Genomic DNA, 25,278 nt, shown 5'->3' with positions numbered 1-25,278 from the left:
CCGATGGCGTCGATCGGCCAGCTGACCCGACCGACTGCGCGGCTTGATGCGCTTGCCCGCGCCCGCCAGCGCGCGGCGCTGCTGCCCGATTGCCTCGCCGAGGCCCGGCGCGTTGCCAACACGGTCATTGCCGGCTGGCACGGCCGCCGCAAGCGCGGCATCGGCGAAACATTCTGGCAGTTCCGACCCTATGTCGACGGCGAATCGCTGTCCCGGATCGACTGGCGCCGCTCCGCACGTGATGACAGTCTTTATGTCCGCGACCGCGAATGGGAAGCAGCCCACACCATCTGGCTTTGGGCCGACCAGTCCCCCTCCATGCTCTACAAGTCCGATGTCGCGATCGTCAGCAAGGAAAGCCGCGCCCTGGTGCTGATGCTGGCGCTGGCCGAAATCCTCTCCCGCTCGGGCGAGCGCATCGGCTGTCCGGGCGTGTTGGAACCCGTCGCCTCGCGAAATGCCGCCGAGCGGCTGGCACTGGCACTGTCACACGCACCGGTCCAGGACACCCTGCCGGAACTCGGCCAGATCGGCCGCATGAGCGACATCGTCCTGATCGGGGACTTCCTCGATACCGAGGAGATGCTCGACAACTGCATCGGCCCCGCCGCCCGGCGCGGGATCCGCGGGCACGTCATCGAGGTCGCCGATCCGGCCGAGGAGATGTTTCCCTATTCCGGCCGCACCGAGTTCCGTGACCCCGAAACCGGCCAGAAGCTTGTCGCCGGCCGCGCCGAGACGGTTGCCGCCGATTATCGTCAGGCCTGGCTTGCCCGCCGTGAGACCCTGGCGCAAGGCGTACGCCGCATGGGCTGGAGCTTTCTCGCCCATCGCACCGATCGCCTGGCGTCCGAGGCGCTTGCCGCAGCCCATGGTCATCTCTCGGGCATTCCAACAGCCAAGAAGGCGGCATTCTCATGATTGCAGGCCTTCCCTTCGCTTTCGGCGCACCGGCGATACTGTTCGGATTGCTCGCCCTGCCGGTAATCTGGTGGCTGCTGCGGCTCACGCCCCCTCGCCCGCAGGCCGAACCCTTTGCGCCGCTGGCCATTCTAGCCCGTGTCCTCAAGCCCGAGGAAACCCCGTCGCGCAGCCCTTGGTGGCTGACTGCCTTGCGTTTGTTGATTGCTGCCCTGGTGATCCTGGCGCTGGCCGAACCCGTCCTCAACCCGCGCGACCGGGCGCTGTCGTCGAACGGGCCTCTTGCTCTCGTCATCGACAATGGCTGGGCCAGCGCACCCGATTGGGATGCGCGGGTGGAGGCGGCACAGATGCTGATCAACGAGGCCGAGGACCTGGACATTCCGGTGGCGATCGTCTTCACCGCCAACCGCCGCCATGACGCCACGCCAACCGGCTTCGAGCGCGCGCGCGACCAATTGCGCGCAGCCAGGCCGCAACCCCTGCGCCCGGAACGGGCCGCGGCCGCGACCGCACTCATTGCCGCCCTCGGAGAAACCCGCCCGGGAACCATCGCCTATATCAGCGACGGGGTCGAAACTTCGGATGCCGCCGATGCGCTGAACCGCCTCGCCGGGCTGGAAGCCTCCGCAATCCGCATCATCGGCGCTTCGGAAGCCCGGGCCCTGGCGCTCACCGGTGCCGACAACGGCGCCGACAGGCTGAGCGTTACCGCAAGCCGCCTCGACAGCGGACAGGCGGAAAACTTCGCACTGACTGCAAGCGACAGCAAGGGCCGCGAGATCGCATCCGGCGAAATCCGTTTTGCGGTCGGGGACGCCGAGGCCACCGGGACCATCTCGGCCCCCTTCGAAATCCGCAACGACATCGCCCGTCTCGATGTCACCGGCGTCGACACCGCGGCGTCGGCCCGCTTGCTTGATGACAGCTTCCGGCGCCGCAGGGTGGCGCTCATTTCGGGAGAGGCCGCTGACATCGCCCAGCCGTTGCTCTCGCCGCTCTACTATATCAACCGCGCACTCTCCCCCTATGCCGACCTGATCGAAGCCGGCAACGAGGAGATGTCCGCATCCATTCCGAAACTGCTGGCCCAGTCTCCGGCGGTGATCGTCATGTCGGATATCGGCACCCTGCCCGAGGATGTCAGCACATCGCTTGACGAATGGGTCGAGCGCGGCGGCACACTGATCCGCTTTGCCGGACCACGGCTGGCTGCGGCGCCGTCCGACAGCCAGTTGCTGCCGGTCCTGCTCCGCAAGGGCGAACGCGAGCTTGGTGGCGCGCTCTCCTGGATCGAGCCGCAACCGCTGGCCGCCTATCCGTCGACCGGACCCTTTGCCGGATTGCCGACGCCCCGCGACATTGCCATTCGCCGCCAGGTTCTGGCCGAGCCATCGGCGGATCTTGCCGCGCGCACCTGGGCCAGCCTTGCTGACGGCACTCCGCTGGTGACAGCCAGCGAGCGCGGCTCCGGCCGGATCGTGCTGTTCCATGTCACCGCCGAGGCCAGCTGGTCCAACCTGCCGATTTCCGGCCATTTCGTCGACATGCTGCGCCGCGTGGTGCAGCTCTCCCGCGCAGTTTCGGGCGGTGGCGAAGCCGGCTCCGGCATCCTGCCGCCCTGGCGGCTGCTTGATGCCAACGCGGCCCTGTTGCCGGCAAGTGGCGACGCCAAGCCGCTCGCCCTGACCGGCAGCAGCGTGGTTCGGGCAGGCCCCGACAATCCACCGGGCCTGTATGGAGGCGAGGACGGCTTCGTGGCGCTCAACCTGTTTGAGCCCGGAGAAACCCTTGCTCCGATAGCGATCCCGGAATTCGAGGTCCCGGTGACCCGTTCCGCGATCGCCGGCGACAGCGCGGTCGATTTCAGGCCCTGGCTGTTTTCCGCCGCCCTCATCGCCCTGCTGGCCGATACTCTGATCGTTCTGGTGCTCAACGGCGCCTTCCGTCGCCGTGGTTTGAAGCCCGCAACACGGGCTTCGGCAGCCGCAGCGATATTGCTCATCTCCGGCCTGTCGGTCGCGCTGACAGTCGCCCCATCGACAGTTCATGCCCAGGACGCCCAGCCCGGCGATGTCGATCTTCTTGAGAGTCTCGACCGGACCCGGCTTGCCTATGTCATCACCGGAGATGACGAGACCGACAATGTCAGCAAGCTCGGCCTCGACAGCCTGTCTCGCTATCTCTTCAGCCGCACCGCACTGGAGCCTGGAACGGCGATGGGCGTTGACATAGAGACCGACCAGCTGGCGCTCTATCCGCTCATCTACTGGCCGATGAGCGAAGACGCAGACATGCCTTCGCCCGCCGCCATCAGCCGCATCGACGCTTACATGAAGAGCGGAGGAACGGTGCTGTTCGACACCCGCGACCGGATTGTCGATCTGGGCGGCGGTTCGAGCGCCCTGACGCTGCGATTGCAGCAGATCCTGGCCAGTCTCGACATTCCGCCGCTGGAGCCGGTTCCCGCCGATCACGTGCTGACCAAGTCCTTCTTCCTGCTCGAGACGTTTCCGGGCCGCTATTCCGACGGTCCGCTCTGGGTCGAGGCCATACCCGACACGAACAACCCCGCCGAGCGGCCGGCGCGCACCGGCGACGGCGTCTCATCGATCCTGATCACTGGCAACGACATGGCCGCGGCCTGGGCCGTGGACGAGCAGGGCTTTCCGATGTTCTCGACCATCCCGGCCGACCCCTGGCAGCGCGAATATGCCTTCCGGGCCGGGGTCAACATCGTCATGTACATGCTGACCGGCAACTACAAGGCTGATCAGGTCCACATCCCCGCACTTCTCGAACGATTGGGGCAATGAAATGAGCCTGGCCTTTGATCCGTTCCTGCCGCTGCCGGCGATCCTTGCAATTGGCGTCATTGCGCTCCTGCTGATCGGCTGGGCCATCGCCAAGCGGATGCGCGGAGCAGCACTTCGCGCGCTGGCGCTCGCTGCACTCGTGCTGGCGCTTGCCAATCCCGTCGCCAATTTCGAGGACCGCGAACCGGTGACCAGCGTGGTCGCCATCGTGGTCGATCGCAGCCCCAGCCAGATGAGCGGGGACCGGACCGCACGCACCGACGCGGCGCTGAAGGCGCTGACCGAGCGGATCGCGCGCTACCCTGCGTTCGAAAGCCGCGTTATCGAGGCTGTCACCGATCCGGATGCACAGTCGCCATCGACCCGACTGTTCGAAGCCCTGGCGTCAGGCATCCGCGATGTTCCGAGCTCGCGCCTTGCCGGCGCGGTGATGATCACCGACGGACAGGTCCATGACGTCCCCGGATCGCTCTCCGCGCTGGGGCTCGACGCACCTCTGCACGGCCTGATCGTCGGCGAACCCGACGAGAGAGACCGGCGGGTCGACATTGTTCGCAGCCCGCGCTTTGGCATCGTCGGTGAAGATCAGGAGATCGTCTACCGCGTCAGCGAGGATGGCGCCGCATCACCAGGCGGGCCGGTAAATGTCACCGTCCGGGTCAATGGCGACGAGATCGCGACCGAAACTGCCGTCGCCGGTGAGGAGACCCCGTTTTATCTCAATCTGCCACGGGGCGGCGAAAACATCGTCGAGTTCTCCGTCGATGAGCTCGACGGCGAGGTCACCACCGCCAACAATCACACGGTCACGCTGATCGAGGGCATTCGCGAGAACCTGCGCGTGCTGCTTGTTTCGGGCGCGCCGCATTCGGGCGAACGCGCCTGGCGAAACCTGCTGAAGTCGGATGCGTCCGTCGATCTGGTACACTTCACCATCCTGCGCCCGCCCGAAAAACAGGACGGCACTCCGATCTCCGAACTCTCTCTGATCGCCTTCCCGACCCGTGAGCTATTTGTCGAGAAGATCGATGAGTTCGACCTGATCATCTTCGACCGCTACCAGAACCGCGGCGTTCTGCCGGTGCTCTACTACGATTACATAGCCCGCTATGTCGAAGACGGCGGCGCCCTGCTCGTGGCCGCAGGTCCGGAGCTGGCCGGTGTGGAATCGATTGCCGAAACGCCGCTGGCGCCCGCGCTTCCGGCAGTGCCGACCGGCGCGGTCACCGAGGCAGGTTATTATCCGCGGCTGTCGGATAATGGCCGTCGTCATCCGGTCACCCGAACCCTGCCCGGAGCCTTGAGCGAGCCGCCGGATTGGGGCCGCTGGTTCCGTACGGTTAGCGTCGGCGACACAGCCGGCGATGTGGTCATGCGCGGCGCTGCCAACGAGCCGCTGTTGGTCCTCAACCGCTACGGTGAAGGCCGGGTGGCGATGCTCCTGTCCGATCACGGCTGGCTTTGGGCCCGAGGCTTTGAAGGCGGCGGCCCGCATGTCGCTCTTTATCGCCGCATTGCCCACTGGCTGATGAAGGAACCCTCGCTTGAGGAAGAGGCACTGCGCGCCACCGCCAATGGCCGCACCTTGGTCATCGAGCGCCAGACCATGAGCGACACGACGGACCCCGCCACCATCGAACTGCCCTCAGGCGAAACCCGCGAGGTCATTCTGGCGCCCGCAGGGGACGGACTGTTCCGCTCGGAGCTGGCGCTCGACCAGCCGGGTCTTGTCGAAGTCACCTCCGGAGATCTGCGTGCGCTCGCCCATGTCGGGGCGGTCGACGCACCCGAGTTCCGTGCAACCGTCTCGACCACTGACGTCATCGCTCCTGTCTCGGCAGAAACCGGCGGCCTGACGACACGCGTCAATGCCACCGCCAGCGACTTGCCGCAGATCCTGCCAACGCGATCAGCGCGGATCGACGCCGGCGAGCGCATGGGCTTGCGCGCCAGCAACGAAAGCGTGCTCAAGGGCGTGCGCTCGGTGCCGCTTTTCGGTGGTTTCCTGGGGCTGGCGCTGATGATCCTGGCGCTTGGCGCGACCTGGTTCCGCGAGGGCCGCTGAGCCCCCGCCAAGCCCCTCCTCTGGAGCCTCCCGAGCGTGCGAATTGCGCAGGTTATTGCGCTGCGGGGAGCGTTTCGTCGTCGGTGAAATAGCTCATCTGGTCTTCTGCCCAGGCCTTGATGCCGTAGCGTTTGACGGTTTCACGCATCATCGCCATGCGCTGCCGGCGTTCTTCCTCCGGCATCGCAAGTGCCTGCTCGATCGCCATGTCCATCGAGCGGTGCGAGAACGGATTGGTGATCACCGCCGAAGACAGTTCAACCGCCGCTCCGGCAAACTCCGAGAGCACCAGAACCCCGTCCCCATCCGTGCGGGCTGCCGCATATTCCTTGCAGACAAGGTTCATGCCGTCAGCCAGCGGGGTGATCCAGCAGATATCGGCGGTCTGGTAGTAGGCAATCAGATCCTTGAACGGAACGGCTGAGGATATCAGCGCCACCGGCTGCCATTCGAAGGAACCGAAGGTGCCGTTGATGCGGCCCGCCATCTGCTCGATCTCGCTCTGGATTTCCTCGTAGGCCGCCATGTTGCGGTTGGCGCCGACCGAGACATGCATCAGCCGGACCTTGCCATGCAGTTCCGGATGGGTCTGCAGCAGCCTCTCGTAACTCTCCAGTTGCTGGACGCCACCCTTGGTGTAATCGGTTCGCCCGACCGAGAGAATCAGCTTGCAATCTCCCAGTTCCGAGCGGATGGCGCTGGCGTCCTCGCGGGTCGGCTCGGAGGCTGCAAGGTCCTGGATGAAGTCCCAGTCGATCCCCACCGGCGCGCAGGAAATCCTGATCCTGCGGCCCTGGTAGAGCACGGATTCGGGAACCCGCCGGTCCGACAACGCGGTTCCTTCCCAGATGAAATCCGGGTTGACGTCCTTGCGGACGACCGAGCCGACCTCGAGCAGGCTTTGCGCCACATGGACAAAATTCACCGCATAGCGCGGGATGTGGAAGCCGATCACGTCGCAGGCCAGCAGGCTTTCGACGATCTCGCGCCGCCACGGCAGCACGTTGAACATGTCGGCCGCCGGGAACGGCGTGTGATGGAAGAACGAGATCTTCACGTCAGGCCGCAGCGTGCGCAGATAACCGGGAACCAGCCAGAGATTGTAGTCGTGCACCCAGACAGCGGCACCGGGCGCTGCTTCCGCGGCCGCGGCCTCGGCAAAGGCCCAGTTCACTTCGCGGAAGGTCGGCCAGTCCACCGGGTCGTAATTGTAGCGTTCCTTGAACGAATGCAGGATCGGCCAGAACGCTTCCTTCGAGGTGATGTGATAGAAACTTGATACCTGGTCAGGCGTCAGCGGCAACCGGGTAACGGAGTATTTTCCGTAGCTGTCCTCGATCTCGATGACCCGTTGGAAATCCGGATTGGCGGCGTCTTCGGCCAGTTTCCAAGCAACCCAAGCACCCTTGTCGACCCGCCCGAAAAACCCTTTCAGGGTTGGGACGATGCCGTTCGGGCTCTTGTTTTCCTTGAAAACGATCTTTCCGTTTTCTTCGACTTCCTCGTAGGGTTGACGGTGATAAACGATGACAAGATCGCTGGCCATGGAGTCAGTATCCTTTTGGTAGATCGTGCATGTCGAACGCACGAATAGCCTCCAGTATGCCCGCCGCGCCGTGCGCCTGCGCCATATGAAGGTGCTCAAGGTGAGCAACGCGCTCGACCAGAGAAGGTTCCGAATTTCCTACAGCGACCGCCGGAAGACCGCATTCGAGCATCGAAAGATCGTTGAGCGTATCACCGGCACACAGGACCCGGACGGGATCGATCTCCAGATAATCCACCAGCCTGCGCAGCGACGGCCCCTTGCTCACGCCATCGGGCAGGACATCGAAAAACCGGTTGTCGGAGATCAGCCACTGATGCCCCATCTCCTCGATGATCGAGCAGGCGGAGCGATCGAACGCAGCGTGATCAAGGTCATAACTGACCCGGTAACGGAAACCGGTCGGCTGCAGCTTCAGCCCCGGGTGGTTATCGAGCCCCGAACGCACCGTGTCACCAGCGTCGCCCCAGCGCGCCGCGATCTCCTCTTCGAGATGCAGGATCGGCGACACCCCGTCCGACGGTGAAACCGTGGCGATCGTCGTGCCCACGTCCCCCACCGCATATTCGGGCCAGGGCACTCCCTGTGTGGAGCACAGCTCGCCGATGAATTCGGGATCGCGGCCGGTCACAAAAATCAGGCCGACGGTCTCGCGATTGGCCTCGATCCAGTCATAGAGCTTGCTGCGGTCTGCATCGCTGCCGCCAAGAAATGTGCCGTCGAGATCGGTGGCCAGCACGAATTGCCGGTCCTTGAGGGCGCCGGCCTTCGGGGAAATGCGGTTCATTGGGTGGTCCCTGTTGCAATGGCGATAGGATGATCCAGGGAAATCGCAAGGCCGCGCCGCTCGCCCTCGATCGGGCGCGACCAGTACTCGGCGAAGGTCTCCCGGACATCCGCACCCTGGTGCAAAATCCGGTATACGCATTCGCAGATCGGCATGTGGATGTTCATCCGGCGCGCAAGGTCCATCACCGACACCGAATTGACTTCACCTTCCACCACCACCGGCTTGCCGTCGAAGCACCGGTCGCGCGCAATGCCTTTTCCGAGCTGCACGCCAAGCGACATGTTGCGCGAGGTCTGCGACGAGCAGGTAAGGGTCAGGTCGCCCGCGCCGGCAAGCCCGGTCACCGTCTCGCGGCGCCCGCCGAACACATCGGCAAGCGTCTTGATCTCGTCCATGCCGCGCACGATCAGCGCCGCCCTGGTGTTCTCCGCATAGCCTGCGCCTGTCATCATACCGCAGGCAATGGCGATGACGTTCTTGACCGCGCCGCTCACTTCCACGCCAACAAGATCATCCGATATGTAGGGCCGGAAATACTCGGACCCCATCGATAGCGCCAGCCTCGCTGCCGGGCTGGAAGCCATGTCGAGCCGATCAGCATAGGAAAACTGAAACGCAATCGTCGCCGCGGTCAGGTGACCAAGCGCGGTCTCGGTCGCAAAGGTCGGTCCGGAGAGCGCCCCGATCCGGTGACCGGGCAGCATTTCAGACGCAACTTCGCTGAGCAGGTAGCCGGTTCCCGCCTCGATCCCCTTGGCACAAAGCGCGATCGGCACGCCATCCGCCAGATGCGGACGCATCTGTGTGCAGATGTCGCGCAAGGTCCGAGAAGGCGTCACCAGCAGCACTGCCTCCGCACCCGCCAGCGCTTCGGCCATGTTGGTGGTCGCGCGCAAGCCTTCGGGCAGCGCGATGCCGGGCAGGTAGCGCGGATTTTCGTTTCGGCTGTTGATTGCCTCGATCGTCGCCCGGTCTCGTCCCCAGATGGAAGTCGTGCGGCCTGCGCGGCGCGCCACGGAGGCCAGTGCGGTCCCCCAGGCCCCTGCACCGATGACGCAGATTTTGGCGTAGGGACGTGCGGGAGAAGACAGGTCGTCGGCTTTTTGGCCTAGATAAGTCATGTGGTGTACTTAGGGCGCTTCTTGCTGCAGTGCAACCTTTGCGACCCGGCGACAGGCGAACCGTCGGCTTCAAGACGCCCAACGGCCGGCCCCAAAACAGCAACCACGTCATGATTGCACGATGCTAGCCCCCAGTTGGCGGCAGCGTCCGGAAGGCTGTGGAAAAGCAGGATGGGCTGCCGCCGGGCCTCAGGCCAAGTCGCGGTGACGGATCTCGCCTTCAAGCGCCGTGGCGTCGTTTTCGCCATAGCAGGCCGCCAGCAGCCGCCGCGGGTCGAACGGTCCCGGCATGCTCAGCGCACCGGGCCTGGTCGGCTTGAAGCCGAGCGGCGCGTAATAAGGCGGATCGCCAACCAGAAGCACGACGTTGCTTCCAACCCTCTCGGCGGCGGCAAGGGCAATGCGCACCAGCTCCCGGCCGATGCCGAGGTTCTTGTGCGATGGACGGACCGCCAGCGGCCCGAGCAGATGACCGGACGTGCAGCCTGCATGAATTGGCGTCATCCGCACCGAGGCGATGATCTCGCCACGGTCGCTGCCGACAAAAGACAGCCGCCGGTCATGCGGCCCCTGTTCCCTCACCCGTTCGGACGAGCGCACGAACCGGCCGGGACCGAAGGCTTCTTCGTTGATGAGATCGATGGCCGCGTCATGAGACGCGTCTTCGGTGAGAAAGACAAGATCGTGGAGGGACATTGAAAAAACCCGGAAGAGACGACAAGACATGATGGAGCGCGCGCTCAGCGCGTTGGCAGTCTGTTCAGCGTCGTCGCAAGGCCGTGGCAGGCATCCGGTTTTCCTTTTTGCTCTTCGCCCATAGCAAAGCAAATTGCCGTCGTCCAATGCAAAACGCACCGTTCACCCCTCGATGCTTCGCTTTTGCAGCCCGGCGGCCTATGTCACTGGGCAAAGGAGAACACGATATGGGTATGCTGGTAGATGGCGTCTGGAAGGACGTCTGGTACGACACGAAATCAACAGGTGGACACTTCAAACGCTCGGAATCGGCGTTTCGCAACTGGGTCACCGCCGATGGTTCGCCCGGACCGTCCGGGACTGGCGGCTTTGCAGCCGAAGCCGGGCGCTACCATCTCTATGTCTCGCTGGCATGTCCGTGGGCACACCGGACGCTGATCTTCCGCAAGCTCAAGGGTCTCGAAGACGCGATCACCGTCTCGATCGTCGACCCCTACATGGGCAAGAACGGGTGGGAATTTCACGAGCGCGACGGCGGCACAAGCGATCACCTCGGCAATGCCGACTATCTCTGGCAGGTGTATGTTGCCGCCAAGCCGGACTATTCGGGCAGGGTCACGGTGCCTGTGCTGTGGGACAAGAAGACCGGCACGGTCGTTTCCAACGAATCCGCTGAAATTATCCGGATGTTCAACTCGGCTTTCAATGCAATTGCCAAGCCGGCGCCCGACTACTACCCCGTGGCTCTGCGCGGGGAAATCGACGACATCAACGAGGTTGTTTATCACAAGGTCAACAACGGAGTTTACAAGGCAGGCTTTGCCACGACCCAGGACGCCTACAAGGAGCACGTCACCGAACTCTTCGATGCGCTCGACATGCTGGACAAACGCCTCAGGCACAATCGTTACCTGACCGGCGACTCGGTGACCGAAGCCGATTGGCGTCTGTTCACCACGCTGGTCCGCTTCGACCCGGTCTATGTCGGCCATTTCAAGTGCAACATCCGCCGCATCGCCGATTATCCGGCGCTTTCGGGCTATTTGCGCGAACTCTACCAGATCCCCGGTATCGCTTCGACCGTGAACATGGATCACATCAAGAACCATTATTACGGCAGCCACGAGACCATCAACCCGACCGGAATCGTGCCTGTCGGGCCGGCGCTTGATCTCGACGCCCCGCACGGCCGGGAGACGCTGCCGAAGGCTGCCTGACGCTCTCCTGCATCCTGCCGTCAGGGCCGGACGTTGATATGTCGTATATGAAATACCATATCAATTGAAACCCTGACGACAGGCACCAAAGGAGAAGTCTCATGGCTTACACAATCGACCGGGCAATCAGTGACGCTTCATTCGAGGACGTCACCGAGCGCACCCGCAAGGCACTAGCGGATCACGGCTTCGGGGTGCTGACCGAAATCGATGTGGCAGCGACCATGAAGAAGAAGCTTGACGTCGACATGCCGAGCTACCTCATTCTTGGCGCCTGCAATCCATCGATGGCGCACCAGGCGATCGGCATCGAGCCGCGCATCGGCGCCATGCTTCCCTGCAATGTCATCATCCGCGACACCGGCAATGGCGATATCGGCGTCAGCGCCGTCGATCCGGTCGCGTCGATGCAGTCCGTCGCCAACGACAGGCTGACATCGGTGGCCGGTGAAGTCCGCAAAATGCTCGAGACCGTCGTCCGCGACATCTGAGCCGTCGCGGACGTGGCCGGGTACCTGATCAGGTCTTGATCTTGTAGCCGGTTTTGAAGGTCCAGCCGATGATTCCAAGACAGATCAGCATGAACACGGCGATCATCATCAGGCTGATCCCGATATTGATGTCAGAAGTGCCGTAAAACGCCCAGCGGAAACCGGAAATCAGGTAGACCACCGGGTTGAACAGCGTCACGGTCTGCCAGAACGGCGGAAGCATCGAAATCGAGTAGAAGCTGCCGCCCAGGAACACCAGCGGTGTGATCACCAGCAGCGGCACCATCTGCAACTGTTCAAAGTTCTTCGACCAGATGCCGATGATGAAGCCGAACAGGCTGAACGAGATGCAGGTCAGCGCCAGGAATGCCAGCATCGCGCCCCAGTGCAGGATCTCGAAATCGACGAAGAACTCCGCTGTCGCCAGAATCACCAGCCCGATCAGGGCGGATTTTGTCGCAGCCGCCCCGACATAACCAAGCACGATCTCGACGAACGACACCGGGGCGGTATGCAACTCGTAGATTGAGCCGAGGAACTTCGGGAAGTAGATCCCGAAGGAGGCGTTGGAAATGCTCTGGGTCAGCACCGAAAGCATGATCAGTCCCGGCACGATGAAGGCGCCGTAGCTGACGCCGTCGATCTCGTCGATGCGCGAGCCGATCGCGGCGCCAAAGACGATGAAATAGAGCGAGGTCGACAGCACCGGAGAAATCAGGCTCTGCGACAGGGTGCGGAAGAACCGCGCCATTTCGAACGAGTAGATGGATCTGACCGCCTGGAAATTCATGCCTTGTCCTCCACCAGTCCGACGAAGATGTCTTCGAGCGAGCTTTGCTTCGTTTCGATATCCCGCAGGACGATCCCGGCCTTGCTCAGATCGGCAAACAGCGACGCGATGCCCGTGCGCTCGCCATTGGCCTCGTAGGAATAGATCAGTGTCTGGCTGTCGGCGGCATACTCGAGATCATACCGGCTCAAGGCTTCCGGAATGGCGTCGAGAGGCTGCATCAGCTCGACCCGCAACTGGCGCTGGCCCATCCGCTGCATCAGCCTTTCCTTCTCTTCCACCAGCAGCAGTTCGCCGCCGCGGATCACGCCGACCCGGTCGGCAATCGCCTCGGCTTCCTCGATGTAGTGGGTAGTCAGGATGATGGTCACGCCGTCCTGCTTGAGCTGCCGGACGACGTCCCACATCTCCTTGCGCAATTCCACGTCGACGCCCGCCGTGGGCTCATCGAGGAACAGCACTCGCGGCTCGTGGCACAAGGCCTTAGCGATCAGCACCCGGCGCTTCATGCCGCCCGACAACTCCATCGTCTTGGCGTCCTTCTTGTCCCACAGCGACAGTTTTTCGAGAATCGACTGCAGCAGCGCCGGATCGTTGCGCTTGCCGAACAGCCCGCGGGTGAAGCGCAGCGCGTCGATCACCGTCTGGAAAGGCTCGAGCGCGATCTCCTGCGGCACCAGGCCGATCAGCGAGCGCGCTTGCCGGAAGTCGCCCACCACGTCAAAGCCGCCGACCTTCGCGGTTCCGGAACTGGCGTTGACCAGGCCGCAGATGATCGAGATCAGCGTGGTCTTGCCCGCCCCGTTGGGCCCGAGCAGGGCCAGGATCTCGCCCTCGTCGATCTCGAGATTGACATTCTTCAGCGCCTGGAAGCCGCCGTCATACTGCTTGGATAAGTTCTGCACCGAAAGAATGGCTGCCATGATCTTCTTCTCAAAAAATGGAAATGAACGGCCGCTGCGAATTCTGCAGCATTGGCGGCGCAATAGACGAAAGTCGAGGTCGCTCACAATTAAGCGCTAAAGCCGGGTGTTCAAGAGCGATGGGGCAAAGTCACGTCAAATCCTGTCAGCAGCTTTCGCCGGACAAGCAGTTTTTTGAGACCGGATCGTCCGGTTTCCGGCATCAGGCCGCTTCACCAGGTTTCGCTGACCGGTATCCGTCCCGCGAGCTCCTCAAGCCGCCGCCGGGTCGCGGGCGTCACCCCGTCGGGCAGCGCATCGAGCGCAAAGAAGCCACTTTCGATGATCTCCCTGTCCGGCCGTTTCGGCGCGGTTTGAGTAACGTTGCAGCGGTAGAAGGCGACATGGTCGCGGCGGCTGGTGCCCTTGTTGAAATAGACCGCGAACAGCTCCGCCTGGCCGATCATCTCGAGATTGCCTTCCTCGCGGAGTTCCTTGACCAGCGCATCCTTGAGCGTTTCGCCGCGCTCGACACCGCCGCCGGGCATGTGCCAGCCCGGCACATAGGAATGACGCACCAGGAACACGCGGCCGCCTTCGTCGAACGCCGCGGCGCGGACGCCCAGCGTCATTCCTCGGGCAAGAGCGAACCAGCTGTGCACCACCCTGGTGACCAGCCGCGCCCGCAAGTTGCGCATTTCCGGTGGCCGCGATGCTTTTTCATCCACGGCTTGCGGCGCTCTGGCAGGATCGTTATTGCTCACATCATGTTCCGGCTTGCTCATATCTCCGACATCCATCTCGGCCCGCTGCCGCGCGTCACGCTGGCAGAACTCGCGTCCAAGCGGATCACCGGTTATGTGAACTGGCATCGCAATCGCCGCAAGCACCTTTTTGGCAACACGCTGGAGAATGTGCTGACCGGCTTGCGCGCGACGGCTCCCGACCATGTGGCGATCACCGGCGACATGGTCAACCTCGCGACACGAACGGAAATAGAAGTGGCTCGGCTCTGGCTCGAAACCCACTTCGATCCTCTCAAGACCACCCTGGTGCCCGGCAATCACGATGCCTATGTGCCCGGTGCACTGGCGCGGGCCAAGGCTGCATGGCGGCCATGGCTGCTCTCGGACACCTATGCGCCGGATCAACCGCTGTTCCCGAGTTATCGCCGCCGTGGCCCGGTGGCGCTGATCGGGCTGTCGACGGCCAATGCCACGCTGCCGTTCATGGCCACCGGCGACTTTGGCCACAAGCAAGCGCGCGCCGCCGGCAAGTTGCTCGAGCAGGCCCGTGAGGACGGGCTCTACAGGATCGTGCTGATCCACCATCCGCCGGTTCGCGGCGCAGCCCCCGCGCACAAGCGGATGCGCGGTATCTCCCGCTTTGCCAAGATGCTCAGGAAGCATGGCGCCGAACTGGTGCTGCACGGCCATACCCATCTCGACACGCTGCATTACCTGAAGGGCCGCGATGGCGAGGTGCCGGTGGTCGGCATAGCCTCGGCAAGCCAGGGCCCGGGCGGGCGCAAGCCGCTCGCCGGCTTCAACATCTTCGAAATCGACGGCGGCCCGGGCGATTGGCAGACCATTCATCGCCGCATGCAGCTGGGCGAAGACGGCCCGGGTTTCGCCGAAAATCCGGCAAGCGTCATCGCGCTGGAAGAACGTCTCGGCTGATCAGGTAGGGGCGGCACCAGCGAAAGCGGAAACCGGTCTCGCCCAAGGAACTGCCCTGAAACAAACAGATAGCGCATTCATCGCGATTGTGTTTTCGCAGAAAGCACTCTGGTGAGACGTGTAGCCGTCTGGAAGCGCAGATGCCACTCCGTCACCTTTGATTTCAGGGCATCATCGGCTTCAGCCGATCATGGCTGAAATCCGGTCCCAGAAGGCCACGACCAGTGCGGCCGCACCGGCCACGCAGCCGAGAATGAACCAGGAGGTGCCAAGCACCAGGCCGGCTCCGCCGGTGCGCGCAGGTACGGAAGTTTCGGTCGGCCTGGTCTGGTCAGCCCTGTCCGCTTGCCGCGCAGCTTCGCTTGCCTGCGGTTTCGCAGTCTCGCTCACGGTCTCGACGTCATTGTCAGGTTCGGTCCGGGGCATGGCGGGAGCGTCTGCGGCGGCTTCATCCGCCATCTTGTGCCCGGCGGCACCGGCCTTCAGTTCCTCGAAATCACCCGCCAGGATCCGTTCCCGCTCGATCACCCGTTCGGCAATATAGCGGCTGACCGCATCCGCCGTCGCTGCCATGTCGCTGGTATCGGACATGATCACCCGGCCAAGCCGCGTGTCACGGACAAAGCGGAACACCCTGCGATCATGGCCCATGTGGACATGCGCCACCGCATCGATCCACAGCCGTGGCTGCAGCCCCTTGGAAAGGCCGAAGTCGAAGCGGTCGTCGTCAGGATCGATGTCGGCCAGCACGGGCCGGATTTCCTCGGCCAGCAGTTCCAGCCGGGCGCGGTCGGCATCACGCATGTCGACCACCACATCGGTACGGTCGGCCGCGGCGATTTTCACGTCGCGCACGATATCCGACAGGCGGCGGTCATTCGATGGCGTCTTGGGTCGGTCGGTCATGGCATGGATCCAGGCGGAATCGGGGCTGGGAATTGGTTAACAACTCCTTACCACAGACCGGCATTGATGGCGACAATGCGGCAGCGCCCGATTGTGGACGTGGTAAAGACGCCAAATCCGGCTTTTCCGGCGCTTTCAAACCCTTCGGGATCCTCAACCCTCGCCGCCGACCGCCTCCGTCAGCACCCGCACCACCGCATCCGGCGCTTCCTCGGGCAGCATGTGGCCAAGACCCGGCAGCACGTTGAAGGCAAAGGACGCCGGCAGCGCCGATGGCTTCGGGCACGGCAGCACCGTGTCGCCGGTGCCCCAGATCACCGCAACCGGCATCGTGAGCGCCGCCAGCGCCTCGCCCGGCAGCACCCCCTGCCCCTGCTCGGGCCCGTCGGGGAACATCGCCCGGTAGGTCTCATCGAGCGCCTCGGTCTGGCCCGGCTTCGCGCGTGCCGCAGTGAAATGATCGATCACCGCCTCGGCTGTCACGAAATCCGGCGCCGACATCTCGTCGAGACAGCCGCGGATCTCGGCCTCCGTCGTGGCCTTGGCGTAACGCGCCAGCAGGTCCGCATTGATCTCTTTTGCCATGCCGCCCGGCGCCACCAGCGTCAGCGACTTGACCCGGTCGGGCGCCCGCATGGCAATCAGCGCCGACACCGCCCCGCCCATCGAATGGCCAGCGAGGTGGAACGCCATGACACCCGCAGCCTCAAGCCCCGCCAGGATCGCCTTCGCCATCCGCCCGGCGCCGCCGCGGCCATCCGAATTCAGCGAACCGCCATGGCCGGGCAGATCGACCGTAATCACCTGCACCGTGTCGGGCAGTTCCGCCCTGACCGCATCCCAGGCCGAGCCGTCGCCGCCAAAACCGTGCAGCAGCACCAGCGGCGTGCCGGTGTCAGCTCCTGAAAAGTCCATGTGAAGTCCGGTCACGGCGCGCTCCTCCTTGATCACTAAAAAACCGCCGCGCTTCTTACAGCGCCGCGCATCCTGTTGGATGCGCAAAGGTCGCTGTAACTCTTTTCAGCACGCGGCGGTCAATTCGTCCTGTCTCAGCCCTTTGCCGCCAGCGCCCGGTTGGCCGCCGACACCACCGCCTCGAGCGACGCCGCCACGATGTTGGTGTTGACACCAGCGCCGTAGAGCATGCCCGCCGGTGTTTCCATCTGCATGTAACAGATCGCCGCCGCGTTCGAGCCGTGCTGCATCGAGTGCTCGGCATAGTTCGCCACCGTCAACTCGATGCCGAGATAGGTCGCAAGCGCGTTGACGAAGCCGTCGATGGGCCCGGTGCCGCGGCCTTCGATCCGCCTGGTTTCGCCATTGTCGGTGATCTCCGCCGAGACAACCCTGATCCCCTTGTTGTTGGGGTCCGTGTGGGTGTGGTGATCGACGAAGCCGAGCCGCGCTCCGGGCTGGTTGACATAGAGCTCCATGAAGCTCTCGTAGATCCGCTTTGGCGGCAGCTCCACGCCCTCCTCGTCGGTGATCCGCTGGATCTCCTCGCGGAACTCCACCTGCAATGCCCGCGGCAGGTCGAGCCCGTAATCCTCCTTCAGGATATAGGCGATGCCACCCTTGCCCGACTGCGAGTTGATGCGGATGATCGCCTCGTAGGAGCGGCCGACATCCTGCGGGTCGATCGGCAGATAGGGCACTTCCCAGTCCGGCTTGTTGGCCTTGCGGATCGCCTTCATGCCCTTGTTGATCGCGTCCTGGTGCGAGCCCGAAAACGCGGTGTAGACCAGTTCGCCGACATAGGGGTGCCGCTCGCCGATCTTCATCTCGTTGGAATATTCAAACACCGCCTTGATCCGCTCGATGTCGGAGCAGTCGAGCTCAGGGTCCACCCCTTGCGTGAACATGTTCAGCGCCAGCGCCACCACGTCGACATTGCCGGTGCGCTCGCCATTGCCGAACAGCGTGCCCTCGACCCTGTCGGCGCCCGCCATCAACCCCAGTTCCGTGGCGGCAATGCCGGTGCCTCGGTCATTGTGCGGATGCAGTGACACCAGCACGTTCTCGCGATTGTCGATGTTGCGGCACATCCACTCGATCTGGTCGGCATAGATGTTCGGCGTCGACATCTCCACCGTCGATGGCAGGTTCAGGATCAGCTTGTTGTCGGGCGTCGGCTGCATCACCTCGACCACGGCGTTGCAGATCTCCAGCGCCACTTCCAGCTCTGTGCCGGTAAAGCTCTCGGGCGAGTACTCGAACCGGTAACCGCCGCCCGCCTTCTCCGCCATCTCCCTGACCATCTTCGCCGCATCGACGGCGATCTGCTTGATGCCTGCGACGTCCTTTTCGAACACCACCCGGCGCTGCAGCTCCGACGTCGAATTGTAAAAATGCACGATCGGCCGTGTGGCGCCTTCCAGCGCCTCAAAGGTCCGCGTGATCAGTTCCGGCCGGCACTGCACCAGCACCTGCAGCGACACGTCATCGGGCACCCCGCCCTGTTCGACGCACCAGCGGGCAAAATCGAAATCGGTCTGCGAGGCCGAGGGAAACCCGATCTCGATTTCCTTGAAGCCCATGTCGATGAGCAGCTGGAACATCCGCGCCTTGCGGTCATGCCCCATCGGGTTGATCAGCGACTGGTTGCCGTCGCGCAGGTCGACCGAGCACCAGATCGGCGCCTTGGTGATCTGCTTGGACGGCCAGGTCCGGTCGGAAAGGTCCACCTGCGGGTAGGCGTGGTACTTTTGGGCTGCCTTCGGCATGCCCTTCGGTCCGGATGCGGTATGTGCGGTCATTGGTATCTCTCGTTTCCTGGCCCAATCCCGGGAGCCGCGTGTAGCGCGACATCAACCGGCCTCAGGCCGTCATGTTGCATTCAGGAAAAAATGTAAAGTCGAGAGAGGAGCAGGAGTGCCACGCGGCGGTTTCGACCGCCGGACGCTCCTCAACGAGCCCGGCGATCGCCGCTAAGCGCGAGAAGAAGAAGACCGCCGAGACGCGCATGCGAGAACGCCGCCGCCGCAAAGCGGGCGAAAGAGGTCTCGGAGGGGCGCGGGGTCGTGTTCATGGGCGGAGTGATACAGCGGGCGGGGCGGGATGGCAAGGGGGATTGGGAGGCAAGACGGTAATGGGTTTCTTCCAATAAAATTTCTCGAACGTCAAACCGAACTCACGGATCCGATCTGCCCATACAGAGAACAATAGGCCGAACTGGTGCGTGCCACTTAACGATCCCAAAACTTCGAAAATTCTCACCGCATCTTGAGCTCGGTGTCGCTTGTGATTGCAGCATGCCCGGCGTATCAATTTCTATACATTGAAACCGGAGGTTTAATCGGTGGACAAGCAGAATTTTGAATTCGTAAATTTTCCATTTTCGTACTCAGCGCGTCCACGAGATGAAAAGAGCATAGAGAACATACGATACGCCGATCGAAACGCATACCTATTATTGAGTAAAATAGCGCTAAAATTACTGCCTAATGATGAGACGTATTTAAGAAACTATGTCAAAAAAGTTGTACAAAACATCTCCAATAGTGAAGACGTAGCTAAGCTATTGCCACCTCTTGGTGTGGATGCGGTTCAGGAGTTTTCAGCTCGGCTCGATAGCGTGTTATCCCAGTCACCTAATATTTACGCTCACATCGGATTTGCGCTCGTCTCAGCATTCCTCGTCGAGACCGCATACGCAGCAGGATCATCGCCTGATCTGGCGCAATCAAATTTTGGATCTGCCATTTCAATTGAAATCTCGAGTTATTTGAGCTGGAAATCATTGCAGGAAGTTGAAATTTCCACTCAAGGTTGGATATCCGAGGCAATTCAGAATTTTGAATTAAGTGGGCAAAATGCTATCGCGCACGCCTCCAAACAATTGGAGACAATGAACCAAAGAATCTTAGATCTCCAAGAAAACGAGATGGCGATTCGAAAGAAAACTGAAGGTCAAGAAATTGCTTGGGATCGCAGACTGGGTGCAATATCAAAGCAAACTAGCGGCCTTGAAAGCACGTTAAAATCATTACAAGCCCAAGCCTTTGAAAGCGCAAAGAAAATTGACCTGACTGACAAAAACATCGCTGCATTTAAAGAGGCACTCATTGAGGACGTTCGAGGAACGGAGACGCGGAAACTCTGGACAGATAGAGGCAACGACAGCTGGGTAGCTTTCCTCATTTCTGCTGGAGTTCTGGCGGTTTTTTTATTGGTGGTACCCATTGCAGGGTTTTGGAATTTGGACCAATTGCTCGGCGTTCTGAAACATATAGGCGATGCAGCTACTGAGGGAATTCCGCTCAACGCCACAAATACACAGCTAACCGTCGCAACCTTAAGTAGATTAGTCGTGATCACTTTCCCGTTGGTTTTGTATCTTTGGGTTATCAGGCTGGTTGTGAGATTCAATACACGATCTTTGGTGCTGCACGACGACGCGAGACAGCGGCAAACTATGATGGATACTTACTTCCTGCTCATTGCTCAACAGGCGGCCTCAAAGGAAGAGCGTGGATTGATTTTGAATGCACTTTTTCGACCTTCACCTGGCCACGGCAGTGATAATATCGAGCCACCATCATTCAGCGAGTTGGTTGGAAGAGGTGGCTCAAATCAATAGCTTGTTCACTGATCTATCAGACCGGATCTACGACCAACACGAGAATTACCTTTGTAGGCTATTCAAGCCCCCCCCAATCTCCGCCCTTGCGGGGGAGATGTCACCATAGGTGACAGAAGGGGGTGACACCGCAAACACCGGACCCGGATCAATACCCCCCTCTGCCCTGTCGGGCATCTCCCCCGCAAGGGGGGAGATCAGTGGCTGCACGCATCGCTCCTCACGGCGCCGCCAGCCGAAAGCTCTCCACCGCGGCGCGGATGCGTTTTTCGCCCTGGGCGTCGCCGAGGAAATGGTAGCCGACAACGGTGAAGCCGCGCTTCTTGTTCACCACATAGGCGGCGACGCTGCGCACTGTGGCGCCGTTGATTTCGCCCTGGTACTCGCGCAGGATCCCCGGCGTCTTGGCAAGGCCCACGCCCGGATGGTCCTTCTGCGGAACCGCAAGGCGGTTCTTCATGAAGAAGATCTTGTCGGCCAGCACCAGTTCCCAGGCGTCGGCGTATTCCTTCACCTTCGACGTCTTGGTCATATCGACCACAAAGACGATCACGCCTTCGACCCGGTCGGGATGCTGCATGTCGACGGAATAGGGTTCGGACTGATCGGCCTTGTTCGACCAGGTCGACGGCACCGCGATCCAGAAGTCGCGATCGGTGTTGTGCCGCCAGATCAGCGTTTCCTCGCTGCCCGGAGCCACGGCGTCGGGAACCTCGGTATCCTGGGCTTGACCCTCCGGAGCAGCGGGCGGCTGGGGGGCGGGTTGCTCGGGCGCGGGCTGTTGCGGCGCGGGCTGTGACGAAACCGGCGGCGCGGGCGTGCCCGCGGCCTCGATCTGCAGCGTCGCCGAGCAGTTCTGGAACACCCGCATCTCCTGATCGAAGCTCTCGTCGGGCGCCGAATAGGACATCAGCAGGAAGGCGCGCGGCGTGGTCACCACCATCTGGATATGCCGGAAAGCGCGCTGTGTGTCCGCCGTGTCCAGCGCCGTGTAGCCGGCGATGAGATACGGCACCTGCTGTCCGGCAATCGGAGCGGTCCCCTCGTTCAGGATCCGGCCGTCAGGGGCGCGGAGAAGCTGTTGTTTGAGCGCTTCAAGCTGCCCGGCCACTGTCTTTTCCGCAGCCTTGTCCTGCTCGATCACCTGGATGATGATGGTCGCGTCCGGAGCCTTCGCACTGGTGAAGATCCGGTCGAAATTACGCGCCTGATCGAAGTCCCAGTCCGACGGAAACTCGCAGGAGAACCCGGCGACATCCTTGTAGGTCCGGAATGTCACGTCCTGGGCCATGCCGGCCTGCGCGCCGGCGATCACCAAAAGCGCCGCCATCAGCAAGCGCCAAACCATGTCCTTGCCTTGTGTACGCATCAGCGTCGACCCTCACATTGCAGCTTTGCTATATTAGCAAGACAGAAAGGATCTCGGCATTGACCGAGGTCAATACATTCGCCACCAGCTTAGGACCCGTCACAGGAATATCGGCAGACCCGGCCCGCGCCGCCATGTTCAACCTTTGCCAACGCAGAGAAAACCTGGCTTTTTCGCCAAATTCCCGTTTCGGCCTTGCGTGTGACACCGGATTTTCCTAATTGCCCCTGACGCCCGGGTCCGCGCGACCGCGTGCAAACGCCTTTCCGTGACAGCCAGGATGCCCCAGGATGGATGAGACCGTGATCCAGACCCCCTATTATCTGATCGACAAGTCGAAGCTCCAGATCAACATGGAGAAGATCGCCCGGCTGCGCGAACTCTCCGGCGCAAAGGCGTTGCTGGCGCTGAAATGCTTCGCCACCTGGGGCGTGTTTGATTTCATGGCCGACTACATGGACGGCACCACCTCGTCGTCGCTCAACGAGGTGCGCCTCGGCCGCGAGCGTTTCGGCAAGGAAACCCATGCCTACTCGGTGGCCTATGCCGATCACGAGATCGATGAGGTCGTCTCCCACGCCGACAAGATCATCTTCAATTCCATAAGTCAGCTGACTCGCTTTTCGGATCAGTCGTCCGGCATCATCCGCGGCTTGCGGCTCAATCCCGGCGTCTCGTCCTCGACATTCGATCTGGCCGATCCGGCCCGGCCGTTCTCGCGGCTCGGCGAATGGGATCTCAAAAAGGTCGAGCCGGTGATGGAGATGATCTCCGGCTTCATGATCCACAACAATTGCGAAAACGGCGATTTCGCGCTGTTTGACCGGATGCTCGGCGACATCGAGCAGAAATTCGGGCCCCTGCTGAAAAAGGCCGAATGGGTCAGCCTCGGCGGCGGCATTCATTTCACCGGCGCGGATTACCCGCTCGAGCAATTCGCCGAGCGGCTCAAGCGCTTCTCCGGCGAGTATGATGTGCAGGTCTATCTCGAGCCTGGCGAAGCCTCGATCACCAAATCGACGACGCTGGAAGTCACCGTGCTTGATACGCTCTACAACGGCAAGAATCTGGCCATCGTCGATTCATCCATCGAAGCCCACATGCTCGATCTCTTGATCTACCGCGAAAGCGCCAAGATCGAGCCCAACACGGGCGGTCACCGCACCATGATCTGCGGCAAGTCCTGCCTCGCCGGCGATATCTTCGGCGAATTCGATTTCCCGGCCGAAGTGAAGATCGGCGACCGGATCTCGGTCCAGGACGCCGCCGGTTATACAATGGTCAAGAAGAACTGGTTTAACGGCGTGCAAATGCCGTCAATCGCCATCCGAGAACTGGATGGCAGCATCAGAACGGTCCGTGAGTTTGACTACGCGGATTTCGAACACAGCCTCTCCTGAGGCATCTGACGATTGGACACAGGAGTTAGTCCCCATCATGAAGAAGAACGTCCTCATCATCGGCGCCGGCGGCGTCGCGCAAGTTGTCGCCCACAAATGCGCCCAGAACAATGACGTGCTCGGCGACATCAACATCGCTTCGCGCACCAAGGCCAAGTGCGACGCCATTGTCGCCTCGGTTCACGAGAAGAACGCCCTGAAGCAGGAAGGCGTGCTGGCGGGCCACGCACTCGACGCCATGGACATCGAGGCCACCAAGGCGCTGATCAGGTCGACCAACTCCGAGATCGTCATCAATGTCGGCACCGCCTTCCTCAACATGTCGGTGATGCGCGCCTGTCTCGACACGGGTACTGCCTATATCGACACCGCCATCCATGAAGAGCCAGGCAAGATCTGCGAGACCCCGCCCTGGTACGGCAATTACGAGTGGAAGCGCGCCGACGAGGCCGCCGAAAAGGGCGTCACCGTCATCCTCGGCGCCGGCTTCGATCCCGGCGTCGTCAACGCCTACGCGGCACTGGCCAAGAACGACTATTTTGACAAGGTCACGGATGTCGACATCGTCGACATCAATGCCGGCAGCCATGGCAAGTATTTTGCCACCAATTTCGATCCGGAGATCAATTTCCGCGAATTCACCGGCGTGGTCTATTCCTGGCAGAACGGCGAATGGCAGACCAACAAGATGTTCGAGATCGGCAAGACCTACGACCTGCCCGTCGTTGGCCCGTCGAAGGCCTATCTTTGCGGCCATGACGAGGTCCACTCACTGGCCAAGAACATGGACGGCGCCGATGTGCGCTTCTGGATGGGCTTTGGCGATCACTACATCAACGTCTTCACCGTGCTGAAATCCATCGGCCTCCTGTCCGAACAGCCGGTCAAGCTGGCCAATGGCGATGAAGTCGTGCCGCTCAAAGTGGTCAAGGCCTGCCTGCCCGACCCGGCCTCGCTGGCGCCCGAGTACACTGGCAAGACCTGCATCGGCGATTTCGTCAAGGGCACCAAGGATGGCAAGGAACGCGAGGTCTTCATCTACAACGTTGCCGACCACAAGGACGCCTACAATGAAGTGGGCAGCCAGGGCATTTCCTACACCGCCGGCGTGCCCCCGGTCGCAGCTGCCATGCTGGTCGCCACAGGCGAATGGGACGTGAAGCGGATGGCCAATGTCGAGGAACTCGACCCAAGGCCCTTCCTCAACATCTTGAACCACAACGGCCTGCCGACCCGGATCAAGGATGCAGACGGCGACCGCGCGCTGGATTTCTCGTAAATCAAGCTATCGGTTGCACCATAGTCACCTGATATCAGGCGCAAGTTAAGCCCCCGTTGGTAATTCCGGCGGGGGCTTTTTCATGAAGCCGTTACCGCATGTGGCGGTAGACCAGCACCTCCGGCCCTGGGCGGTCCGGATCGAGTTCCAGCACGGCGCCAAGCCGCTCGGCAAGCTTGCGCGAGCGGTGATTGCCGGGATCGATGTGGCTGACCAGCGTTTCAAGTCCGCGGACGGTGAAAGCCCAGCGGCGCATGGCTTCGGCCGCCTCGAAGGCATACCCCCTGCCCTCGGCGCCCGGATAGACCATCCAGCCAAGCTCGTGCTCGGGAAACAGCGGCCCGTGATTGATGCCGACCTGACCCATGCATTCCCCGGTTTCCCGGTCATCGATCATCAGCGCGCCGCAGCCCAAGAGCGGCCATTGCGCGAGATCATGGCAGAACAGCCCCCAGGCCTCGGCCATAGTGTGCGGGCCTTCCATGTGAACCGCCCGCTCCGACATCATCAGGTTCGCATAGGCAGGCCAGTCCTGCATGGTCTGCGCCCTCAGTCGCAGCCGTTCGGTCTCAAGTGTCGGGATCAAGAAGCAGGCCTCGCTTTTGTCTGCTGTTTTCCACATGACGGAATCGTTTCCGCATCGATAGCATGGAATGCTATGATGAAAGCCTGTAGAGAGCGCCAGGCGCCGCAATGCAAGGCAGAACAAGC

The 25,278-nt window shown here is 62.0% G+C and carries 21 protein-coding genes; 9 read left to right on the top strand and 12 right to left on the bottom strand.

Annotated elements, in window-relative coordinates; all coding sequences use genetic code 11:
- Window positions 1-3 precede the first annotated feature (3 nt).
- From GTW23_RS02610 to GTW23_RS02600, 3 genes are read left to right on the top strand one after another with little or no spacing between them, the layout of a single operon-like run.
- On the top strand, window positions 4-921 hold the full coding sequence (locus tag GTW23_RS02610; RefSeq protein ID WP_252914516.1) for a DUF58 domain-containing protein: 918 nt from the start codon (window positions 4-6) through the stop codon (window positions 919-921).
- The gene (locus GTW23_RS02605) at window positions 918-3,737 is read left to right on the top strand and encodes a DUF4159 domain-containing protein (protein WP_252914515.1); all 2,820 of its coding nucleotides are present in this window, start codon (window positions 918-920) and stop codon (window positions 3,735-3,737) included. The genes GTW23_RS02610 and GTW23_RS02605 overlap by 4 nt, the downstream gene beginning before the upstream one ends.
- A gap of 1 nt (window position 3,738) precedes the next feature.
- Window positions 3,739-5,802 carry a hypothetical protein gene (locus tag GTW23_RS02600; RefSeq protein WP_252914514.1) on the top strand — a complete coding sequence of 688 codons (2,064 nt, stop codon included), beginning with the start codon at window positions 3,739-3,741 and terminating at the stop codon, window positions 5,800-5,802.
- Between the two features lie 52 nt (window positions 5,803-5,854).
- On the opposite strand, the gene ggpS is transcribed toward GTW23_RS02600, so the two are convergent.
- The 4 genes from ggpS to GTW23_RS02580 form a co-directional block, all read right to left on the bottom strand.
- Complete coding sequence (gene ggpS / locus GTW23_RS02595; protein ID WP_252914513.1) at window positions 5,855-7,348, bottom strand: glucosylglycerol-phosphate synthase; 1,494 nt, start codon at window positions 7,346-7,348, stop codon at window positions 5,855-5,857.
- A 4-nt stretch (window positions 7,349-7,352) separates the two neighbouring features.
- Window positions 7,353-8,135, bottom strand: coding sequence for an HAD family hydrolase (locus tag GTW23_RS02590; RefSeq protein ID WP_252914512.1), 783 nt, complete (start codon window positions 8,133-8,135; stop codon window positions 7,353-7,355).
- Window positions 8,132-9,259, bottom strand: coding sequence for an NAD(P)H-dependent glycerol-3-phosphate dehydrogenase (locus tag GTW23_RS02585; protein ID WP_252914511.1), 1,128 nt, complete (start codon window positions 9,257-9,259; stop codon window positions 8,132-8,134). Before GTW23_RS02585 ends, GTW23_RS02590 begins: the two co-directional genes overlap by 4 nt.
- A gap of 189 nt (window positions 9,260-9,448) precedes the next feature.
- Window positions 9,449-9,955 carry a GNAT family N-acetyltransferase gene (locus GTW23_RS02580; protein WP_252914510.1) on the bottom strand — a complete coding sequence of 169 codons (507 nt, stop codon included), beginning with the start codon at window positions 9,953-9,955 and terminating at the stop codon, window positions 9,449-9,451.
- A 227-nt stretch (window positions 9,956-10,182) separates the two neighbouring features.
- On the opposite strand from GTW23_RS02580, the gene GTW23_RS02575 reads away from it, so the two are divergent.
- Window positions 10,183-11,172: a glutathione S-transferase family protein gene (locus GTW23_RS02575; RefSeq protein ID WP_252914509.1), complete on the top strand. Its 990-nt coding sequence runs from the start codon at window positions 10,183-10,185 to the stop codon at window positions 11,170-11,172.
- A 101-nt stretch (window positions 11,173-11,273) separates the two neighbouring features.
- Window positions 11,274-11,663, top strand: coding sequence for a DUF302 domain-containing protein (locus GTW23_RS02570; RefSeq protein ID WP_252914508.1), 390 nt, complete (start codon window positions 11,274-11,276; stop codon window positions 11,661-11,663).
- 28 nt (window positions 11,664-11,691) lie between these two features.
- Here the strand turns inward: GTW23_RS02570 and GTW23_RS02565 are convergent, their stop codons facing one another.
- The 3 genes from GTW23_RS02565 to GTW23_RS02555 all read right to left on the bottom strand — a co-directional run bounded on the left by GTW23_RS02565 (window position 11,692) and on the right by GTW23_RS02555 (window position 14,053).
- On the bottom strand, window positions 11,692-12,453 hold the full coding sequence (locus GTW23_RS02565) for an ABC transporter permease (RefSeq protein ID WP_152007694.1): 762 nt from the start codon (window positions 12,451-12,453) through the stop codon (window positions 11,692-11,694).
- Window positions 12,450-13,376: an ABC transporter ATP-binding protein gene (locus tag GTW23_RS02560; RefSeq protein ID WP_252914507.1), complete on the bottom strand. Its 927-nt coding sequence runs from the start codon at window positions 13,374-13,376 to the stop codon at window positions 12,450-12,452. The genes GTW23_RS02565 and GTW23_RS02560 overlap by 4 nt, the downstream gene beginning before the upstream one ends.
- A 212-nt stretch (window positions 13,377-13,588) precedes the next feature.
- On the bottom strand, window positions 13,589-14,053 hold the full coding sequence (locus GTW23_RS02555) for an NUDIX domain-containing protein (protein ID WP_252915552.1): 465 nt from the start codon (window positions 14,051-14,053) through the stop codon (window positions 13,589-13,591).
- 69 nt (window positions 14,054-14,122) lie between these two features.
- Here GTW23_RS02555 and GTW23_RS02550 point away from each other — a divergent pair, with 69 nt between their 5' ends.
- Window positions 14,123-15,034, top strand: a complete 912-nt coding sequence (locus GTW23_RS02550) for a metallophosphoesterase family protein (RefSeq protein ID WP_252914506.1) — start codon at window positions 14,123-14,125, stop codon at window positions 15,032-15,034.
- A gap of 180 nt (window positions 15,035-15,214) precedes the next feature.
- Here the strand turns inward: GTW23_RS02550 and GTW23_RS02545 are convergent, their stop codons facing one another.
- The 3 genes from GTW23_RS02545 to leuA form a co-directional block, all read right to left on the bottom strand.
- Window positions 15,215-15,940: a hypothetical protein gene (locus GTW23_RS02545; protein ID WP_252914505.1), complete on the bottom strand. Its 726-nt coding sequence runs from the start codon at window positions 15,938-15,940 to the stop codon at window positions 15,215-15,217.
- A gap of 153 nt (window positions 15,941-16,093) precedes the next feature.
- The gene (locus GTW23_RS02540) at window positions 16,094-16,870 is read right to left on the bottom strand and encodes an alpha/beta fold hydrolase (RefSeq protein ID WP_252914504.1); all 777 of its coding nucleotides are present in this window, start codon (window positions 16,868-16,870) and stop codon (window positions 16,094-16,096) included.
- 119 nt (window positions 16,871-16,989) lie between these two features.
- Window positions 16,990-18,696 carry a 2-isopropylmalate synthase gene (leuA, locus tag GTW23_RS02535; RefSeq protein ID WP_252914503.1) on the bottom strand — a complete coding sequence of 569 codons (1,707 nt, stop codon included), beginning with the start codon at window positions 18,694-18,696 and terminating at the stop codon, window positions 16,990-16,992.
- Between the two features lie 542 nt (window positions 18,697-19,238).
- Here leuA and GTW23_RS02530 point away from each other — a divergent pair.
- A complete protein-coding gene (locus tag GTW23_RS02530; RefSeq protein ID WP_252914502.1) occupies window positions 19,239-20,519 on the top strand; it encodes a hypothetical protein in 1,281 nt (426 codons plus the stop codon).
- Window positions 20,520-20,739: 220 nt separating this feature from the next.
- Here GTW23_RS02530 and GTW23_RS02525 read toward each other — a convergent pair whose 3' ends face one another.
- A complete protein-coding gene (locus GTW23_RS02525) occupies window positions 20,740-21,888 on the bottom strand; it encodes a hypothetical protein (protein ID WP_252914501.1) in 1,149 nt (382 codons plus the stop codon).
- 302 nt (window positions 21,889-22,190) lie between these two features.
- Here GTW23_RS02525 and GTW23_RS02520 point away from each other — a divergent pair, with 302 nt between their 5' ends.
- Complete coding sequence (locus GTW23_RS02520) at window positions 22,191-23,288, top strand: carboxynorspermidine decarboxylase (RefSeq protein ID WP_252915551.1); 1,098 nt, start codon at window positions 22,191-22,193, stop codon at window positions 23,286-23,288.
- 37 nt (window positions 23,289-23,325) lie between these two features.
- A complete protein-coding gene (locus GTW23_RS02515; RefSeq protein ID WP_252914500.1) occupies window positions 23,326-24,567 on the top strand; it encodes a saccharopine dehydrogenase family protein in 1,242 nt (413 codons plus the stop codon).
- A 91-nt stretch (window positions 24,568-24,658) separates the two neighbouring features.
- Here the strand turns inward: GTW23_RS02515 and GTW23_RS02510 are convergent, their stop codons facing one another.
- A complete protein-coding gene (locus GTW23_RS02510) occupies window positions 24,659-25,189 on the bottom strand; it encodes a GNAT family N-acetyltransferase (RefSeq protein WP_252914499.1) in 531 nt (176 codons plus the stop codon).
- Window positions 25,190-25,278 lie beyond the last annotated feature (89 nt).

The organism is Parahoeflea alexandrii, from assembly GCF_024105735.1.
Lineage (GTDB): Bacteria > Pseudomonadota > Alphaproteobacteria > Rhizobiales > Rhizobiaceae > Hoeflea > Hoeflea alexandrii.
Note: the sequence above shows the minus strand (reverse complement) of the source record. Positions and strands in the feature narration are given on the sequence as shown.

Coding starts and splice junctions, on each gene's coding strand:
- GTW23_RS02580 (WP_252914510.1), bottom strand. CDS start 9,955: ATGTCCCTCCACGATCTTGTCTTTCTCACCGAAGACGCGTCTCATGAC.
- GTW23_RS02575 (WP_252914509.1), top strand. CDS start 10,183: ATGGGTATGCTGGTAGATGGCGTCTGGAAGGACGTCTGGTACGACACG.
- GTW23_RS02560 (WP_252914507.1), bottom strand. CDS start 13,376: ATGGCAGCCATTCTTTCGGTGCAGAACTTATCCAAGCAGTATGACGGC.
- GTW23_RS02605 (WP_252914515.1), top strand. CDS start 918: ATGATTGCAGGCCTTCCCTTCGCTTTCGGCGCACCGGCGATACTGTTC.
- GTW23_RS02610 (WP_252914516.1), top strand. CDS start 4: ATGGCGTCGATCGGCCAGCTGACCCGACCGACTGCGCGGCTTGATGCG.
- GTW23_RS02545 (WP_252914505.1), bottom strand. CDS start 15,940: ATGACCGACCGACCCAAGACGCCATCGAATGACCGCCGCCTGTCGGAT.
- GTW23_RS02565 (WP_152007694.1), bottom strand. CDS start 12,453: ATGAATTTCCAGGCGGTCAGATCCATCTACTCGTTCGAAATGGCGCGG.
- GTW23_RS02525 (WP_252914501.1), bottom strand. CDS start 21,888: ATGCGTACACAAGGCAAGGACATGGTTTGGCGCTTGCTGATGGCGGCG.
- GTW23_RS02585 (WP_252914511.1), bottom strand. CDS start 9,259: ATGACTTATCTAGGCCAAAAAGCCGACGACCTGTCTTCTCCCGCACGT.
- GTW23_RS02510 (WP_252914499.1), bottom strand. CDS start 25,189: ATGTGGAAAACAGCAGACAAAAGCGAGGCCTGCTTCTTGATCCCGACA.
- ggpS (WP_252914513.1), bottom strand. CDS start 7,348: ATGGCCAGCGATCTTGTCATCGTTTATCACCGTCAACCCTACGAGGAA.
- GTW23_RS02515 (WP_252914500.1), top strand. CDS start 23,326: ATGAAGAAGAACGTCCTCATCATCGGCGCCGGCGGCGTCGCGCAAGTT.
- GTW23_RS02550 (WP_252914506.1), top strand. CDS start 14,123: ATGTTCCGGCTTGCTCATATCTCCGACATCCATCTCGGCCCGCTGCCG.
- leuA (WP_252914503.1), bottom strand. CDS start 18,696: ATGACCGCACATACCGCATCCGGACCGAAGGGCATGCCGAAGGCAGCC.
- GTW23_RS02590 (WP_252914512.1), bottom strand. CDS start 8,135: ATGAACCGCATTTCCCCGAAGGCCGGCGCCCTCAAGGACCGGCAATTC.
- GTW23_RS02570 (WP_252914508.1), top strand. CDS start 11,274: ATGGCTTACACAATCGACCGGGCAATCAGTGACGCTTCATTCGAGGAC.
- GTW23_RS02600 (WP_252914514.1), top strand. CDS start 3,739: ATGAGCCTGGCCTTTGATCCGTTCCTGCCGCTGCCGGCGATCCTTGCA.
- GTW23_RS02555 (WP_252915552.1), bottom strand. CDS start 14,053: ATGCGCAACTTGCGGGCGCGGCTGGTCACCAGGGTGGTGCACAGCTGG.